Raw genomic sequence first — 16,554 nt, 5'->3', positions numbered from 1 at the left:
GCCGCGGCTCTCGTGCTCGCCGTCGTGTTCGTGAGCCTCCCCCGGCCGGTCGATGCCGCACCTCCGGAGGCCAGCGCCGGTCCGGCCGAGGAGCTGGCCCCGCCCACGCCCAAGTCGACGATCTCGGTCCGTTACCCCGAGTCGCTGCTCGAGCGCGAGGATCCCCCGGCCGGGACCGTGGTCGTGCAGTACGTCGTCGGCGTCGACGGCCAGACCAAGGAGCTCGAGGTCCTGCAGTCGGTCGATCCGGTCCTCGATCAGATCGCGCTCGACGCCGTCGCGGCCGTCGAGTTCGAGCCCGCGACCTACCAGGGCGAGGCCGTCGAGGTCGTGCTCTCGGTTGGGATCGAGCTCGGGCCGCCGACGGCGCCCGAGCCCGCGGGCGGGGGCGAGGGTGGGGGCGAGGGCGAGGGCGCGGGCGAGGGCGCGGGTGAGGGCGCGGGCGCGGGCGCGGGCGAGGCCGAGCTCGAGCCCGCCGAGCTGCCCGTGGCGATGCGCGGCCGCGTGCGCGAGGCCGGTCAGCGCACGCCGATCCGCGGGGCCTCGGTCCTCGCGGTCCCGGCCCCCGAGGGCTGGCCGCTCGGCGAGGTCAAGGGCCGCCGCTACGAGGCGCCCGAGGAGCCCGCGTGGCAGGTCGAGGCCCGGACCGACGCCGAGGGTCGCTTCGAGCTGCGCGGAGTGCCTCCGGGCCGCGTGCGGGTGGTCGTGCTCTCCCCCGGCTACGAGCGCCTCGACTACGTCGAAGCGCTCGCGCCCGAGTCGATCCTCGAGCTCAAGTACTTCGAGCGGCGGCTCGAGAGCAACCCCTACCGAACCGTGGTCTCGACCGAGCAGGAGATGCCCGAGGTCACGCGCCGGACGATCACCCCCGAGGAGATCAACCTGCTCCCGGGCACCCAGGGCGACGCGCTCAAGAGCCTGCAGAATTTCCCTGGCGTCGCCCGGCCGCCCTTCGGCGCCGGCTTGCTCGTGGTCCGCGGCTCGGCCCCGAGCGACACCAAGACCTACCTCGGCTACCACGAGATCCCGCAGCTGTTTCACTTTGGCGCGATCACCTCGGTGTTCAACTCCGACATCCTCGCGCAGATCGACTTCATCCCCGGCAACTTCGACAGCCGCTTCGGCAACGCGATCGGCGGCATCATCAACGTCCAGCCCCGCCGGGGTCGCCGCGACGGTCACCACGGCTACATCGACGCCGACCTGTTCGACGCCGGGGCGCTCGTCGAGGGTCCGGTCGGCAAGGGCAGCTTCGCGGTCTCGGCCCGGCGCAGCTACGTCGACGCGATCTTGCTCGCGGTCATCCCGAAAGACGCCGGCATCGACTTCAACGTCGCGCCGCGCTACTGGGACTACCAGGCCCTGTTCGACTACCCCCTCGGCGACGGGGATCTCAGCGTCCGGGTGTTCGGGTCCGACGACCAGCTCGCCGTCGTCAACCCCGACATCAACGACACCGACCCCGACCCAAACGACGGGTTCGAGACCCAGATCTCCTTTCACCGGGCCGACCTGGTCTGGGAGGCCCAGCATGGGCGCTGGACCGTGCTCTTGACCCCCTCGTTTCGCCACGACCTGCTCTCGGGCGTCGGCGGCGACATCTTCTCGTTTCGGGTCACCCAAGATCAGCTCAGCTTCCGCGGCGAGCTCGGCTACCGGATCAGCAAGCGGGCCGCGCTCCGGCTCGGGACCGAGGTCCGCGCGGGCGCCTACGAGCTCGAGGCCCGCGCGCCCGGGTTCCCGGCGCTCGGGGCCGGGGGCACCGGGGTGTACACCGCCGCCGAGCTCGGCGGGGCCTTTGCGAGCGTCGCCCTCTACGCGACCGGGACCGTCGCCGCGAGCGAGCGCTTCGCGATCTACCCGGGCCTGCGCTTCACCTACAACGGCGTCGTGCTCGAGCGCGCGGGTCTCGACCCGCGCGTGCGCTTCGCGTGGAAGGTCGGAGACGACACCACGCTCAAGGGCGGCGTCGGGCTCTACTCGCAGTACCCCGACATCTTCGAGTTCAACGAGGTCTGGGGCAACCCCAACATCGCGCTCGAGAAGTCGGTCCACAACAGCCTCGGGGTCGCGCACATGTTCGAGAGCCTCGACCTCTTCGTCGAGGCCACGCTGTTTTACAAGTACGTGTACTCGCTCGCGGTCCCGACCGAAGCGCTCGTGCTCAACTCCAGCAGCGGCCAGGTCATCGTGCCCGAGCGCTTCGACAACGCCGGCTTCGGCCACGTCGGCGGCGTCGAGCTGCTCGTGCGCAAGAACCTGAGCAAGAACCTGTTCGGCTGGGTCAGCTACACCTTCAGCCGCGCGTTCTATGACCTCGACGACGGCGAGGGCCTCGCGCGCTTCGACTTCGATCAGCCCCACATCCTCACGGCGGTCGCGGTCTACAAGCTCCCGCGCGGGTGGAGCATCGGCGGCCGCTATCGCCTCGTCAGCGGCAACCCCTACACCCCGGTCTACAACGGCGTCTACGACGCCTCGGACAACGGCTTCTTCTCGCTTCAGGGCCCGCGCAACGCGGCCCGGCAGCCGGCCTTCCACCAGCTCGACGTCCGCGTCGACAAGCGCTGGACCTGGCGCTACGTCGGGCTCACGGCCTACGTCGACATCCAGAACATCTACAACCGGCGCAACGTCGAGGGCCTGCTCTACGCCTACAACTTCACCGACAAGCGGATCATCGCGGGCTTGCCGATCCTGCCCTCGGTCGGGCTGAAGTTCGAGTGGTAGGCGCGGGTGGCATGCGCTCGAACCACGCGTGGGCCTCGAGCACGCGCGCGATGAAGCCCTGCACGCCCTCGGGCAGCGGAGCTCCGGTCGCGACCCACTTGGACACGGTCCCGCCGCCGCGGTTGTAGCCCGCGAGCGCGAGGCCGACGTCGCCCTCGAAGCGGTCGAGCAGGCGCGAGAGCAGCAGCGTGCCCGCGTGGATGTTGAAGTCGGGGTCGTAGGAGTTGCGCTTGCGACCGAGGCGCTTGGCCATCGCGCCCGCGGTCTTGGGCATCAGCTGCATCAGGCCCTGGGCGCCCGCCGGCCCCCGGGCGCGGCGCTGGAACTTGCTCTCGACCCAGATCAGCGCGTTGATCAGGGCCGGGTCGACCTCGTGCTCGGCGGCGGCGGCGGCGACGATGCTCTGGACCGCCATGATCCGCGCGAGCTGCTCGTCGTCGAAGGGCAGCGGCTCGGGCTCCGGCGTGGGCGCGCTCGCCTCGGCCGCCGCGGCGTCGACGTCGACCTCCGCGAGCGGCGTGGGCGTGGGCGCGGGCGTCGGCGTGAGCTTGGGCGCGCTCGAGCTCGCTGGGCTCGGCGCCGAGGTGTCGTTTGCGCGCGATCCGGTGGCGCAGGCCACCGCCAGACCGAGCAGGACCAGCCCTGGCGCGATCCAGGTCGGGGGCGGCCACCACCGTGGTCTGCGCGCGAACGACACGAGCGGGGATCGTTCGTCGACCCTCGCGGCCCTGTCAACCGAGCGCCGGGCGCCGGACATCGCGGTGAGCCTCCCGACGACAAATACCCGCGGTTATCCTGCGCGAGCCATGCCCACCTCACGCCTCACGCTCACGGCCGCGCTGGTCTTGTGCCTCGGCTGCACCAAGCGCAACCAGGATCACGACGTGACCCACGAGCCCGAACACCAACACGATCACGGTCACGGTCACGGTCACGGTCACGGTCACGACCCCGACGGCGGCGCTCACCCGGACGGGGACAACGGCCACGGCTACAAGGGTCATCGCTTCGACGATCCCAAGGACTGGATGGAGCACTTCGAGTCAGCCGAGCGCACGGCGTGGCAGCGCCCCGACGCGCTCGTCGCGAGCCTCGAGCTCCCGCCCGACGCCAAGATCGCCGACCTCGGCGCGGGCACGGGCTACTTCTCCGTCCGCTTCGCCGCCGCCGCTCCCGACGGCCAGGTGTTCGCCGTCGACATCGAGCCGGGGATGGTCGAGTGGCTGACGACGCGGGCCAAGGACGAGGGCCTCGCCAACCTCGTGGCGGTCCAGGGCGAGGCCGAGGACCCCAAGCTGCCCGAGCCCGTCGACGTCGTGTTCATGTGCAACGTGTTCCACCACCTCGCCGAGCCCCAAGTCTACTTCGAGGCGGTCGCCGCGAGCCTGCGCCCGGGCGCGCGGGTGATCATCGTCGACTTTCGCAAGGACGCGGCCGAGGACGCCCCCGGCCCGCCTGCGGCCATGCGCATGAGCCCCGCGGACATCCGCGCGAGCATGGAGGCCGCCGGATACACGCTCGCGCGCGAGGACCTCGAGCTGCTCGAGCACCAGTACGTGCTCGAGTTTTCCGTCGCCCCCGCAGGCGCATCTTAGACCCCGAGTCGGGAGCTCCCCGAGACCCCCGCAGGGGTCAGCGACGTCGCCACGCACGGCCGCTCGCTGCGGCGGCGAAGCCCCCTCCGCTCCCCCCAAACGCTCGCCTTTCGGCTCGTACTAGCAGCCCGGGGTGCAATGCCTCGCGCCGCCTCGCTTGGCCTCTTCGCCGAGGGCTTTGTCGCCAAAACTTGCAGTACGCCCGGTACAGCGGCGTTTTGGCTTCGCGCCTTCGGCGAAAATTCCGGCGCGAGGCGACACGATGCATTGCACCCCGGGCTGCTAGCCCTAAATTATTCAGCTTGTTCAATTCAGCGCTTGATTGAGGTCTAGTGCCTGCGCCGGTCAGGAGCTTGAGGCCCTGGCGACCGACTCGCGCAGCGCGTCGTGGACCCCGGCGTCCCAGCCGTTGACGACCGCGGAGATCCGGCCGCCGCGGTCGATCACGAACATCGTCGGGAAGGTCGCGACGGAGAACTTGGCCGCGAGCGCCCCGGCCGGATCCCAGGCGAGGGTGAACTCCGGCGGCAGCCCGCTCAGGCCCGCGTCTTCGGGATCGGCGACGACGACGATGACCGCGAGCTCGCCGTGCTCGGCGAGCAGCTCGGCGTAGAGCGCGTGGGCCTCGGCGAAGCCCGGCTCCCAGCTGGCCGAGATCTCGAGCAAGACCGGGCGCCCGCGGAGGCTCGACAGCTCGATCGAGTCGCCGCCGATGACCGGGATCGTGGCCTCGAGCTCGTCACCCTCGGTGTGGTTGGCGGGCTCGGCTGGGATGATCGGGGTGCTCGGCTCCTCGATCGCGCCGTCGTCGGACGGCGGCGGCGTGGTCGTGGGAGTTGTTGGACAGCCGGTGAGCAGCACCAGGCACAGGGGCGAGACGCTCGAGCGCAGCCGCACCTCAGGCCCCCTCGCTCAGCCCGGCGTGGACCGTGTCGACCATGAGCTTGGCGTGCTCGGGGTCGGTGAAGCGGGAGATCCCGTGGCCGAGGTTGAACACGTGGGCCTTGGCCGCGCGGGCGTCGGCGAGCGTGGCCCGGACCCGGGACTGGATCAGCTCGGGCGGACCGAGCAGCACGCCCGGATCGAGGTTGCCCTGGACCACGCGATCGTGGCCGACAACCTCGATCGCGGCGTCGAGCTCGATGCTCCAGTCGATGCCGATCACGTCGGCTGGCGCCCGGGCCGTGAGCGCGAGGGTGTTGGCGTTGCCGCGCGCGAACAAGATGACCGGGACCGGATCGCGGCCCGCGGGGGTGTGGGCGCGGACGGCCTCGACGAGCGCGATCGTGTGGGGCAGCACGTGGGTCTCGTAGTCGCGGGGGCCGACGGCGCCGGCCCAGCTGTCGAAGATCTGCACGGCGTCGACCCCGGCGTCGATCTGCCCGATCAGGTAGCGGGCGAGCAGCTCGCTCATGTTCGCCATCAGCTGGCCGAACATCACCGGCTCGCAGAACATCAGCTTCTTGACCTCGAGAAAATCTCGGCTGCCGCCGCCCTCGATCAGGTAGCTGACGGTCGTGAACGGCGCCCCGCAAAAACCGATCAGCGGCACGCGATCGGCGAGCGCCGACTTGCACGCTCGGACCGCGTTCATCACGTAGCCGACGTCCTCGCCCGGATCCCCCCAGCGCAGGGCCTCGATGTCGGCGTTTGTGCGCACGGGTGAGGGCAGCTGCGGCCCCGGGTTGAATTCGACCGCCACGCCCATGGCGTCGAACACGACCAGGATGTCGCTGAACAGGATCGCGGCGTCGACCCCGAGCCGGTCGACCGGCTGAACCGTGACCTCGGCGGCGAGCTCGGGCGTCCGACACAGCTCGAGGAACGAGACCTTCTTGCGGATCGCGCGGTACTCGGGCAGGTAACGCCCGGCCTGTCGCATCAGCCACACGGGCGTTCGCGCCGGCCGCTGGCCGCGGCATGCGTCGAGGAAGCTGGTGTTGTGGATCGGCATGAGTCGGCCGGACTATAGTCTGCCGAAGGTGGGCGGGTCGGCGGCGGCGGCAACGATCGACCAAATGCGCGTATCGCGGTTTGTCCGATCATGGCTATCGCAAATGGGAAATGTGACCATCACGAATCGGGCGCAGATCACCTGTACAGGTAAAATTTGCTCCCACGGCGCCGTGCAGGCGCGTTCGCGGGTCCCGCCGGGGGTCTGAATTGGGACCAAAATGGCTACTGTCAGGATGTCATGGGGTACACTTACGTACGAATGAGTGTCCCGGAGCGGCTCGAGAACCACGTCCGTGGAGCGGTCAAGATCGCGACCCACGTGATCGAGTACAGCCGCCACCTCGTCCGTGGCAACAAGGTCAGCACGGACATGTCGTGGACGCGGCCCGAGCTGCCGCCGGTCGTGTTGGTCCACGGCTTCCTCGGCACCCGCGGAACCATGTTGCCGCTGACCCGTCGCTTCCAGCGTGACGGCCGGGTGGTGTTCAGCTACGCCTACGGCACCTTCAACCTCGGCTCGATCCGGCGCTCGGCCGAAGATCTGACCAACCACCTGCGGACCCTGTGCGAGAAGCTCGGGGTCGAGCGCGTGGATCTGATTGGATACAGCATGGGCGGGCTGATCGGGCTCCACTCGATCAAATTCCTCCAGGGCCACCGCTACGTCCGCAACCTCGTGATGATGGGCTCGCCCCTGAGCGGGACCTGGATGGGTCTCGCCGGTGTCGCGGCGGTCGGCGTCGTGAGCCCCTCGGTCTGGCAGGTGCTGCCGGGCTCGGCCTTCCTCGAAGATCTGCTCGCCGCGCCGGTCCCCGAGAACGTGCGCCTGCGCCAGATCCACGCCGCGTCCGATGTCCTGTGTCCGCCGCCGGGCCCGATCGACGGGGTCGCGGCGCGCGACTACATCATGCTCCCGGGCGGTCACGCCTCGTTGGTCGTCGCCGGGGCGCCCTATCGGGCGTGCTGCGAGTTCTTCGAGGCCGAAACGGACCCGGACGAGCCCGATGAGCTCGACGAGATCGAGTACGCGTTCGAGCCGGTCCCCGCGCACCTGCACGTCGTCGGGCCCGACGAGCTCGCACACAGCGCGGCCGAGTAGCCCCGCAAGCCGCCGAGCAGACGGCGCAACGAGAAAGAGCGCGAGCCCAGCCAGGCTCGCGCTCTTTAGTTGTCGCAGGGACCAGGGTCGCTGGCTCAGCCGCAGAGTTCCAGGACAGTGATGTCGGTGTCGTCCACCGTGCCGCAGTACCAGTTGTTGCCATCGGCGTCGCAGCAGCCGGCGCCGGTCAGACCCTCGGGGCAGGGATCGCCATCGACCAGACCCTCGGGGCATCCGATGGGGTTGACGCCGTCGGGGTCTTCACCCTCGCCGCCGCAGTAGTAGCCGACCGGATCCACGTCCGAGACCCAGCCGCACAGGGCACCGGTGTCGCCGTCGCCGTCGCCGTCGCCGTCACCAGTGGTGTCGTCGCCGTCGCCGTCGCCGGGGTCGCCGTCGCCGTCGCCGGGGTCGCCGTCGCCGTCACCAGTGGTGTCGTCGCCGTCGCCAGTGGTGTCGTCGCCGTCACCGGTGGTGTCGCCGTCGCCGTCGCCGTCGCCGTCGCCGGTGCTCAAGGTGTCGTCGCCGACGCTCAGGATGCAGCCAGTCGTCATGGAAGCGGCGAGGGTCATCGTGCCGGCGAGTGCGAGGAAGGAAAGGTTCTTGAACATGTCGTCTCCAGTAGGGTTTTGTCGGGGGCCACGACAGTGGCCGGGGGCTAGCGACCGACGATTGCCTCGTCGGTCGATTCATGAGGTCGTCAGCGTTCGAACTGTTCGCGGAGACCGGGGAGAGCATCGCGGAGACAGGACCGCGAACGGCTGGCACACATAGCAGTCACGGTGCCAAGGACCAAATCCCCAAGGATCTCGACGAAGTGAGTTGACGAGGTGAGGTCGCGGGACCTCGACTGCGACATCCATGTCAGGGGCGATCGCGACGATGCCCTGGAGTTGCGGAGGTCGGGCTCATCAGACCGACCCGCGGGGCGGCTCGCTGCGCTCGAGCATGGCCCGGTGCATGCGCGCGGTCGCCAGCTCGGCCTCGTCTTGGGCGATCAGCAGCGCGAGGGACTGACCATCTGTTCGCATGCCGCGGAGCCGAACCCCGGCCTCGGCGAGGACCGAGAGCGCGCGCTCGCTCGTGTCGCGGCGCTCCTCGAGGCCGGCGCCGACGAGGGTCAAGACGGCCAGATCACCCCGATACTCGAGGGCGTCCACGGTCACGGGCGGCGACCTGTGGGCGAGGCGCGAGATCAGCCGCCCGAGCTCGGCCTCGAAGCTCTCGAGGTCGTCGCGCAAGCTGGCCGAGAGCAGCCCGGTGATGCCGCGCTCGTCGATCTGCAGGTAGGCGAGCCCGAGCCCGCCGAGCGCCCGCCCGAGCTCCGCGATGACCGCGACTGTCTCCTCGCCGCCGACCGGCCGGGCGAGCCGCAGCCGGACCTCGATCACGGCGCGATCACAGGTCACGGCCCGGACCCCCGTCGGCGCGGCGGGGTTGTTGCGGATCACGGTCTGGCCGCGCTTGCCGTCGACCGGGAAGCTCGCGCGGGCGTAGATCGCAATACCGCGCTCGGCCGCGAGCTCGACCGCGCGCGCGTGGAGGACCTGGGCGCCCGCGCGCGACAGCGCGGCCATCTGCTCGTAGCCGATCTCGTCGATCCGCGCGGCGCCGCCGAGCTTGCGCGGATCGCCGTCGTAGACGCCGTCGACGTCGCTGTAGATCTCGCAGTCGGCCCCGAGCGCGGCCGCGAGCGCGACCGCGCTGGTGTCCGAGCCTCCGCGCCCGAGGGTCGTGACCTCGCGCTTGTAGGACACGCCCTGAAACCCACCGACCACGACGACGTGGCCGGCGGCGAGCTCGTCGAGGATCCGAAAGGGGCGGACCTCGACGATCCGCGCGCGCCCGTGCTGATGATCCGTGATCACCCCGCACTGCGAGCCCGTCAGGCTGATCGCCGAGATCCCCCGGCCACACAGCGTCAGGGCCAGCAGCGCCATGCTCGTGCGCTCGCCGGTCGTCAGCAGCATGTCGAGCTCGCGCGGGGCGGGGGGCTCGCACAGCGAGCGGGCCTCGCGGACCAGGCGGTCCGTGGTCTTGCCCATCGCCGACACGACCACGACCGTCGGACGCTCGCGTGCTCGCGTCGCAATGATCTCGGCGACCCTGCGCAGGCGCTCGAAGTCGGCCACGCTGCTGCCGCCGAACTTCATGACCACGGGCTGCTCGCGCTCGCTCACGGCGCGGTCATATCACGGGTACTCTTGGGCTGTGCGGGTCGAGCTGCTGTGCCTGAGCGCCTTGTTGAGCGCGTGCGAGGCGGTCGCGGCGGCGCCGGTCGAGCGCCTCCCGCCCGCGCACAGCGTCGAGCTCGGGCGGGCCCAGGCGCTCGAGATGCGCGAGATCTCGGTCCTCGACGAGGCGCTCGAGCCCGCGGTCGACGAGGTCGTGGCCTTCGCTCCCAGCTGGCGCATGCCCGCCCACGAGCCCGGCCCGCTGCCCACGTGGATCCGGCACCCGACCCTCCCGCGCGAGACGATCGAGGAGCTCGCGCTGCGCTACGACGTCCGCGCCCACAGCATCCGCGAGTGGAACGACATGGCCGCCGACGCGCAGCCGCACCCGTGGCGGCCCAAGGCCCTGCGGATCCACGCGCGACGCTACCCGCCCCCGCGTCAGCTCGTCGAGCACGAGGTCATCGAGGGCGACAGCTGGGGCACGATCGCGCGGCGCTACGGCGTCGACTATCGCCGCTTGCGAGCCTGGAACGTGCGCGAGCTCGGGCGCTCGCTCGAGCTCGGGGAGCGCGTGCAGATCTGGATCGACCCGATCGTGTTCAACGCGATCGTCAACGATCAGCCGACCTCCGATCGCGCGGCGCTGGTCCGGCCGGGGGCCCACGGCGTCGGCGTCCCGCGAGCGGGGGCGCTCGTCGCCGGGGTCCAGATCCCGCCGGGCGAGCGCTACCGGCTGAGCTACCCCAAGTCGGCCTACGGCACGACCTGGGCCGTGCGCCAGACCGTGGCCGCGCTCGACTGCTTCGCCGCGACCAGCGACTACCCCCACCCGATCAAGGTCGGGACCATGAGCCGCCAGCGCGGCGGGAAGATCGGCGGCCACATCTCGCACCAGACCGGGCGCGACCTCGACATCCGCTTGCCGCTGCGCGCCGAGGTGCCCCAGGGCCTCAAGCCGAGCATGCGCCGGGTCGACTGGGCCACGACCTGGACGCTGGTCAGCGCGTTCGCGAGCGCGGCGATCGTCCAGGTGATCTTCTTGGACTACGGCAGCCAGCGGCGGCTCTACAAGGCGGCCAAGGCCGCGGGCGCGAGCGAGGAGCAGCTCGACGCGATGATCCAATACCCGCGGGGGTCGAAGGCCAGCCTCGGGCTGATCCGGCACTCGCCCGGGCACGAGGGCCACATCCACGTGCGCTTCCCCTGCGGCCCGGCCGAGCCCGAGTGCGCGGACTTGTGACTACATCGACTTGGCTTTGGTGCAGGCGTAGTCGTTCTTGTCGGCCTCGCAGATCTCCTGGCACGCCTCTTTGCCGTGCTCGTCGCACAGCTCGATCGTCAGCTTCTCCCACTTCTTGCACGCGTCCTCGGACTGGCTGATCGTGCACGCGATCCCGCAGTCCTGGGGCGTGCCCTCCTCGGACAGACACATCTTGGTCGCGTAGTCGTCCTTGCAGCCGCCGAGCAGCGCTGCAACCACGAGGGCGAGGGCGAGGGCGCCAGGCTTCGACATGCCCGACGCTAGCAGCCCGGGGTGCAATGCATCGTGTCGCCTCGCGCCGGAATCTTCGCCGAGGGCGCGAAGCCAAAACGCCGCTGTACCGGGCGTACTGCAAGTTTTGGCGACAAAGCCCTCGGCGAAGAGGCCAAGCGAGGCGGCGCGAGGCATTGCACCCCGGGCTGCTAGCACGCTGTACGCGCTCACTCGATCGGGGTGGTCGAGGGCGGCTGGTCGCCGTCGCAGCCCCACTGGAAGTTGTCGATGAACGCGTAGCTGTCGAGGACCGAGTCGCTCATGTCGAAGATCGCGAGCACGAGGGTGATCGTCTCGCCCGGCTTGACGCCCGCGGTCGTCGTCAGCCACTTGGTGCCCGCGTGGCCCTCCATGCAGGTCCCGTGGAGCTCGGGCGCGGAGCAGCCCCCTTGGCAGTCCGGATCGTTGTCCGAGTTGGCGTCGCGGTAGTCGAGGAAGCCCGCGTTGAGCGAGATCGGGGCGCCGAACTCGTCGAAGGACACGTTGCCGGTCCAGACCTCGGACTCGAGCCAGCCGATGTACATGTCGTTGAATACCGACTGGTAGTACTCGGGGTACTCGTAGCTGAAGTACGCGAGGTTGTAGCTGAACGAGTTGACGAAGTCGGGGACCGTCGCGGTGATGCGCAGCTCGGTGTAGTCATTGACGGAGCCCGCGAGCTGGGCCTCGATCGTGTTCGAGCAGTCGCCCATGCCGACGAGGGCGGGGTTCTCGGCGCAGGTCTGGGCGCCGACGTCGGCCCCGACGAGCGGGGCCGGGAGCGAGCCCGGATCGTAGGCGCCGAGGTCGGAGTTGCAGGCCCCGAGGCCCGAATTGTCGTCGAGCTCCGCGACGGCACCCGAGCCGATGACCACGTACTGGCTGCCCTCTTGCGGGGGGAACGCGCCGAGGTTGCCGAACGAGCTGCGCGTGCCGATGCCGGCCGCGGCCCCGGTGGTTGCGAAGGTGACGGTGGGATCGCCCGGGCAGTTGAGCCCGAGCGCCTGGACGACGGGCGTGTTGGCGGGCCCATCGCAGGGGGTGTGAGGCGGGATGTCGCACTCGCACAGCTCGCCCTCGCCGCAGGGCAGCATGTCGGTGTCCTCGCTGTCCATGTCGAGCTTGGGCGAGCCGGTGTCCGGGTCGCTGTCGCCGCCCTCGCTGTCGCTGTCGCCGTCACCGCCGATGCCGCTGCTGATGCCGTCGGCGCCCGAGCTGGCGTCGGCGCCCGAGTCTTTGCCACATCCGAGCGCCAGCAAGCTCAACGCCGCAACCGCCGTGAACCGCGCACCAACCGATCGACAGGAACCCAGTAGCATGAGCGCAAACGTACCAGCGATCGGGTGGGCACAAAACAAACGATGTGCTTGGTTCTCAAATAAAGGCTAATTCATAGCGCAATTTGCAGTCTTCGAGCTTACATCCGCTACGGCTTCTGGAGGGGCGCAGCTACCTCCGGCGCTGTGCTCGGCCGGCTGCCGGGTCACGCGGGCGCGGGTATATAACCGCGCCCGCATGAGCGAAGAGACCGCCACCGCCACCCGAGTCCCCCAGATCAAGGATCTCGGCCCTCGCTTTTTCGAGTTTGTCCAGAGCCTCGACCGCCCGATCGTGTTCCTCGACATCGAGGCGACCGGGACCGACGCCATGCGCGATCGGATCATCGAGATCTCGCTGCTGCGCGTGTCCTCGGACCCCGTGGCGATCGAGGCGCCGCGGACCTGGAGGATCGATCCCAAGCAGCGGATTCCGCAAGAGGCGAGCGAGATCCACGGGATCTACAACGAGGATCTCGAGGGTTGTCCGAGCTTCGCTGAGCTCGCGGGTGAGCTGGCCGAGCTGCTCCGGGGCGCGGACCTGGCGGGCTTTGCGATCGGGCGCCTCGACATCCGCCTGCTCAAGGCCGAGTTCGGGCGGACCGAGGTCGAGCTCGACCTCTCGGCCCCGCGCCTGGTCGACTCGCAGGTCATCTTTCACAGCCGAGAGCCGCGCAACCTCGCGGCCGCCGTCGGCTTCTACTGCGGCGAGGAGCTCGAGGGCGCCCACGGTGCCGAGGCCGACACGATCGCCAGCCTCAAGGTCTTCGCCGGCCAGCTCGCGCGCTACGACGATCTACCGACGGGGGTCCGCGATCTCGACGAGCTCAGCACCGCCGTCAACGCCGCCTACGTCGACGACGCCCGCCGCTTCATGTGGAAGGACGGCGAGCCGGCTTTCAACTTTGGCAAGCTCAAGGGCAAGCCGCTGCGCTGGGCCGCGGGCGACCCCGAGCACCGCGCCTACCTGCGTCGGCTGCTCCAGGGCACGCTCGAGGGCGAGGCCCACGACGTGGTCGTCGAGGCCCTCCAGGGCAAGATCCGCCGCAAGGGCTAGCGGAGTACTCCACCTCCCCGCAGCCTCCCCGCAGCCGCCCTGCGCTCGGCCAGGCAGGGCCGCTGCGCGGGCGGTCGCTCTGTGTCGCTCTCAGTCCTCGTCGAGCATGAGCTCGTCGTCGCCGCGGGCGAACTTGGCCTTGCGGACCTCCTTGGGCACCGCCGGGCACACGTCGAAGCGGGGGTCGAGCACGTCGACCTCCTCACCGCGCTCGCGCGCCTCCTCGATCAGCTTCTCCTCCCACTTGCGGCAGCGTTGCTTGTTCCACGTGCGGATCTTGTCCTCGTCGATCTCCGGGAGCCCGTGACGACGACGCATCTCGTTGCTGAGCTGACCCGAGACGGCGCCCTTGCACTCGGTCGTGTGGACCTTCTTGTGGCTGCCCTTGGCGTTGTATTGGGCCTTGGCGTCGTAGGGGTTGAGGAACACTTCCTTGGGCGAGGGGATCGGGTAGGTGACCTTGTAGAGCTCGACCCTGCGCGGCAGCTCGCCGTGCTCGAGCTCCCACTGGCGACAGACCCAGCGCGCGTGCCACTTTTGGTACCACGAGCCGTGGCCGCCCTCGCTGCCCGCGATCCGGCGGTTGATCTTGCGCTGGCGCGTGTACGAGATCCACGGGATCGGGTAGACGGCGTCGCAGGTCGCCTCGCTCGCGTCGGGCATGAAGCAGGCGTAGACGTCGGTGTTGAGGTCGTAGATCTCGCCCTCGGTGTTGGTCACGGTCACGCGCAAGAACACGTTGCTGCGCGGGGGGTTGGGCGCGAACATGCCCCAGCCCTGGGTGGTCTGGGTGTTGCGCAGCCAGTGCTTGAAGGTGTTGTCGACGTCGCTGTGGAAGGTTGACCACGAGTCCTTGTCGGGGAACTGCGTCGAGGCCACGGCGCTGATGTGATAGACGCTGACCAGCGTGACCAGCGTGCGCCCGACCGGTCCGTAGGCCCACGGCCGCGTCGGGCGGCCGGTCTCGGGGTCGCGCGTCGGCGTCGGCTTGGGCGCCTCGGCCTTGACCCGGCAGGCCCCGAAGCTGAGCACGCCGACCGCGAGCACGACCCAGATCATCCCGAGGAACTCGCGCTCGGCGAGCACGCTGCCGAGCCACGCGGTCAGCAAGATCACCGGTGAGAACCACGGGTTGAAGTCGAGCCCGCGCACGCGCCGGGTGATGACGATCAGCGCCATCACGGCGATCATGAGCACGAACCAGTTGGCCTGGATCAGGGTCGCTTGGTCGGTGAGCCCGGGCGGCAGGTCGAACTTGGCCGCGTTCTTTGTCAGCTTGGCCAGGCGCACCCACATGTCCTCGTCGGTCTGGAACCGCCGAATGACGCCGATCAGCGCGAGGCCGAGGCCGGTGAAGAGCACGGCCCAGGGCTGCTGGTAGCCGTCGCGGTACCCGGCCCAGCGGCGCTTGGGTCCGTCGGGGAGCAGCTCGGGCCGGAGCGTGGGGTCGGCCGAGGGCACCGGCTCACCCGCGCGGACGTGCGCGGGCATCGGCAGCTTGAGCTTCTTGTTGAGGAACTGACCGGTCTTGGTGCTCAGGAGCGCGAGCTCGTCGCCGTTGAGGAACGCGGGGTAGAGCGCGAGCAGCCCGGGCGAGAACCACCCGACGTTCATGGTCAGGATCAGGTGGCCGTGAAAGATCATCCCGAGCATCAGCCACACGCGGCGGCCAAACAGCCAGCGACAGACCCAGTCGAGGTCGAGCCAGGGCAGCGCGCCCCGGTCCGCGCGCGGGATGTCCTGGCGGTCGCGGAGCTTGCGGTAGCCGAACACGACCAGCGCCGCGAGGATCGGCACCGCGACCCCGACGATCGTCTGGATCACCGGGATCGCCTCGTCGCCGAGGTAGACCTTGCCGAACAGGCGCACCCCCTGGGCTGGCGCGCGGTAGTGGACCGGGTAGCTGTAGAGGATGATCCCGTAGAACCACGCGACGAACCCGCCGAGCCCGATCCGCGCCGTCCACAGCCGCCAGCCGTCGAGGCGCGGGATCTTCTCGCGCCGATGCCAGCGCAAGATCAGCCCGAACACGAGCAGCGGGAACAGGGCCTCCCACCAGTGCACGACCCAGGTGTTGAGCCGAAACAGCGTGGTTCCGAAGTAGGACGACAGCTGCTGCGGCGGCAGGCGGTAGAAGTGATCGAGGTTGAAGGCGTAGTAGAACGCGTCGCCCCGGTTCCAGACCGGGCCGTTCTTGAGCGTGCCGGTCGCGCAGTAGATCACCGCGACGTTGAGGATCACGAACACCCGCGGCCAGGCCGGGATCGCCCGGTAGATCGGCTCGAGGAATTTTTTGGTTTTGGTTTTGGTTTGGGCCTCGGGCTCGGCCTCGGTCTCGACGATCGCCCCGGCGCCGCCGCCGGGTCCGCCGGGCGTCGACAGCCGGCCCTGCTTGCGGAGTCGGCGGCAGCGCAGCCAGTTGTCCACGCTCCAGCCCTCGCCGCAGCGCGACATCAGCAGGTAGAAGAAGAACACCCGATAGACGTTCTCGGTCGCCTCCCAGAACAAGGTGTTGCGCAGGATGATCCCCATGTAGAGGAACCACGCGACCCACTTGATCCACTTGGTCTGGAACCCGACGATGAACATGACCATGGCGATCTCGAAGAACACCAGGTAGGTCCAGAAGAAGGTCGGCGAGCTGTTGAACAGCAGCGGCGAGTAGTTCGAGCCCTTGAGCCACTCGACGAACGCGCCCCAGGTGAAAAAGCCCCAGGGCTCGGTCTCGGCCGTGCCGTCGCCGAAGCCCGCGAACTGCGAGCGGGCGCGGTAGTGCTGGGCGAGGTCCGTCGTGAACAGGCCCTCGTCCATGAACAGGTACTCGAACAGCTCCCACAGACCGTTGACATTGCACAGCGCACAGAACCCGAACACGATGCGCACGGCGGCGATCGGGCGCGGGTCCTCGGTCCGCAGCCACAGCTTCCGCCACGCGTCGCGGTGGGCGATGAAGAACATCGCCAGGCAGGTCACGGCCGCCAACAGCAGCCATCCGACACCGGGCGACAGGGCGATGGCGTCGTAGTTGGGGAGTTCGTCTGCGAGCGCGAGCAACGGGGGCTGCATCGGCGCGGATCATCGCACGGCGGGCGGCCGCCGGTAGCGACGCTC

Annotated in this window: 13 protein-coding genes; 5 read left to right on the top strand and 8 right to left on the bottom strand. The window is 69.6% G+C overall.

Annotated elements, in window-relative coordinates; translation table 11 throughout:
• Nucleotides 1–24: 24 nt before the first annotated feature.
• Nucleotides 25–2,730: a TonB family protein gene (locus ENSA5_RS32455; protein WP_258183093.1), complete on the top strand. Its 2,706-nt coding sequence runs from the start codon at nucleotides 25–27 to the stop codon at nucleotides 2,728–2,730.
• On the opposite strand, the gene ENSA5_RS32450 is transcribed toward ENSA5_RS32455, so the two are convergent.
• Nucleotides 2,678–3,427 carry a lytic transglycosylase domain-containing protein gene (locus tag ENSA5_RS32450; protein ID WP_181198385.1) on the bottom strand — a complete coding sequence of 250 codons (750 nt, stop codon included), beginning with the start codon at nucleotides 3,425–3,427 and terminating at the stop codon, nucleotides 2,678–2,680. The genes ENSA5_RS32455 and ENSA5_RS32450 overlap by 53 nt on opposite strands.
• Before the next feature lie 109 nt (nucleotides 3,428–3,536).
• On the opposite strand from ENSA5_RS32450, the gene ENSA5_RS32445 reads away from it, so the two are divergent.
• Complete coding sequence (locus tag ENSA5_RS32445; RefSeq protein WP_106395602.1) at nucleotides 3,537–4,325, top strand: class I SAM-dependent methyltransferase; 789 nt, start codon at nucleotides 3,537–3,539, stop codon at nucleotides 4,323–4,325.
• Between the two features lie 345 nt (nucleotides 4,326–4,670).
• Here ENSA5_RS32445 and ENSA5_RS32440 read toward each other — a convergent pair whose 3' ends face one another.
• Together ENSA5_RS32440 and hemE are read right to left on the bottom strand one after the other, a co-directional pair.
• Nucleotides 4,671–5,222: a peroxiredoxin family protein gene (locus tag ENSA5_RS32440; RefSeq protein ID WP_106395601.1), complete on the bottom strand. Its 552-nt coding sequence runs from the start codon at nucleotides 5,220–5,222 to the stop codon at nucleotides 4,671–4,673.
• Nucleotide 5,223: 1 nt separating this feature from the next.
• Entirely contained in the window at nucleotides 5,224–6,279 is a 1,056-nt protein-coding gene (gene hemE, locus ENSA5_RS32435) for a uroporphyrinogen decarboxylase (RefSeq protein ID WP_106395600.1), read from the bottom strand.
• Between the two features lie 261 nt (nucleotides 6,280–6,540).
• On the opposite strand from hemE, the gene ENSA5_RS32430 reads away from it, so the two are divergent.
• Entirely contained in the window at nucleotides 6,541–7,380 is an 840-nt protein-coding gene (locus ENSA5_RS32430) for an esterase/lipase family protein (protein WP_181198384.1), read from the top strand.
• Nucleotides 7,381–7,475: 95 nt separating this feature from the next.
• On the opposite strand, the gene ENSA5_RS38665 is transcribed toward ENSA5_RS32430, so the two are convergent.
• Nucleotides 7,476–7,991 (bottom strand): hypothetical protein, encoded by a 516-nt coding sequence (locus ENSA5_RS38665; RefSeq protein ID WP_181198383.1) that lies wholly within the window; start codon nucleotides 7,989–7,991, stop codon nucleotides 7,476–7,478.
• 300 nt (nucleotides 7,992–8,291) lie between these two features.
• Complete coding sequence (locus ENSA5_RS32415; protein ID WP_258183092.1) at nucleotides 8,292–9,560, bottom strand: aspartate kinase; 1,269 nt, start codon at nucleotides 9,558–9,560, stop codon at nucleotides 8,292–8,294.
• 31 nt (nucleotides 9,561–9,591) lie between these two features.
• On the opposite strand from ENSA5_RS32415, the gene ENSA5_RS32410 reads away from it, so the two are divergent.
• Nucleotides 9,592–10,797 (top strand): penicillin-insensitive murein endopeptidase, encoded by a 1,206-nt coding sequence (locus ENSA5_RS32410; RefSeq protein WP_181198382.1) that lies wholly within the window; start codon nucleotides 9,592–9,594, stop codon nucleotides 10,795–10,797.
• Here ENSA5_RS32410 and ENSA5_RS32405 read toward each other — a convergent pair whose 3' ends face one another.
• Both ENSA5_RS32405 and ENSA5_RS32400 read right to left on the bottom strand, forming a co-directional pair.
• Nucleotides 10,798–11,070 carry a hypothetical protein gene (locus ENSA5_RS32405; RefSeq protein WP_106395596.1) on the bottom strand — a complete coding sequence of 91 codons (273 nt, stop codon included), beginning with the start codon at nucleotides 11,068–11,070 and terminating at the stop codon, nucleotides 10,798–10,800.
• Nucleotides 11,071–11,258: 188 nt separating this feature from the next.
• Nucleotides 11,259–12,335 carry a choice-of-anchor L domain-containing protein gene (locus tag ENSA5_RS32400; protein ID WP_106395595.1) on the bottom strand — a complete coding sequence of 359 codons (1,077 nt, stop codon included), beginning with the start codon at nucleotides 12,333–12,335 and terminating at the stop codon, nucleotides 11,259–11,261.
• A gap of 250 nt (nucleotides 12,336–12,585) precedes the next feature.
• Here ENSA5_RS32400 and ENSA5_RS32395 point away from each other — a divergent pair, with 250 nt between their 5' ends.
• Nucleotides 12,586–13,443, top strand: a complete 858-nt coding sequence (locus ENSA5_RS32395; RefSeq protein ID WP_106395594.1) for a 3'-5' exonuclease — start codon at nucleotides 12,586–12,588, stop codon at nucleotides 13,441–13,443.
• Between the two features lie 90 nt (nucleotides 13,444–13,533).
• Here the strand turns inward: ENSA5_RS32395 and ENSA5_RS32390 are convergent, their stop codons facing one another.
• On the bottom strand, nucleotides 13,534–16,509 hold the full coding sequence (locus tag ENSA5_RS32390; RefSeq protein ID WP_106395593.1) for an HTTM domain-containing protein: 2,976 nt from the start codon (nucleotides 16,507–16,509) through the stop codon (nucleotides 13,534–13,536).
• Nucleotides 16,510–16,554: the final 45 nt, after the last annotated feature.

Origin of the sequence: Enhygromyxa salina, assembly GCF_002994615.1 — a bacterium.
GTDB lineage: Bacteria > Myxococcota_A > Polyangia > Nannocystales > Nannocystaceae > Plesiocystis > Plesiocystis salina_A.
This window is presented reverse-complemented; position numbering and strand designations above follow the sequence as displayed.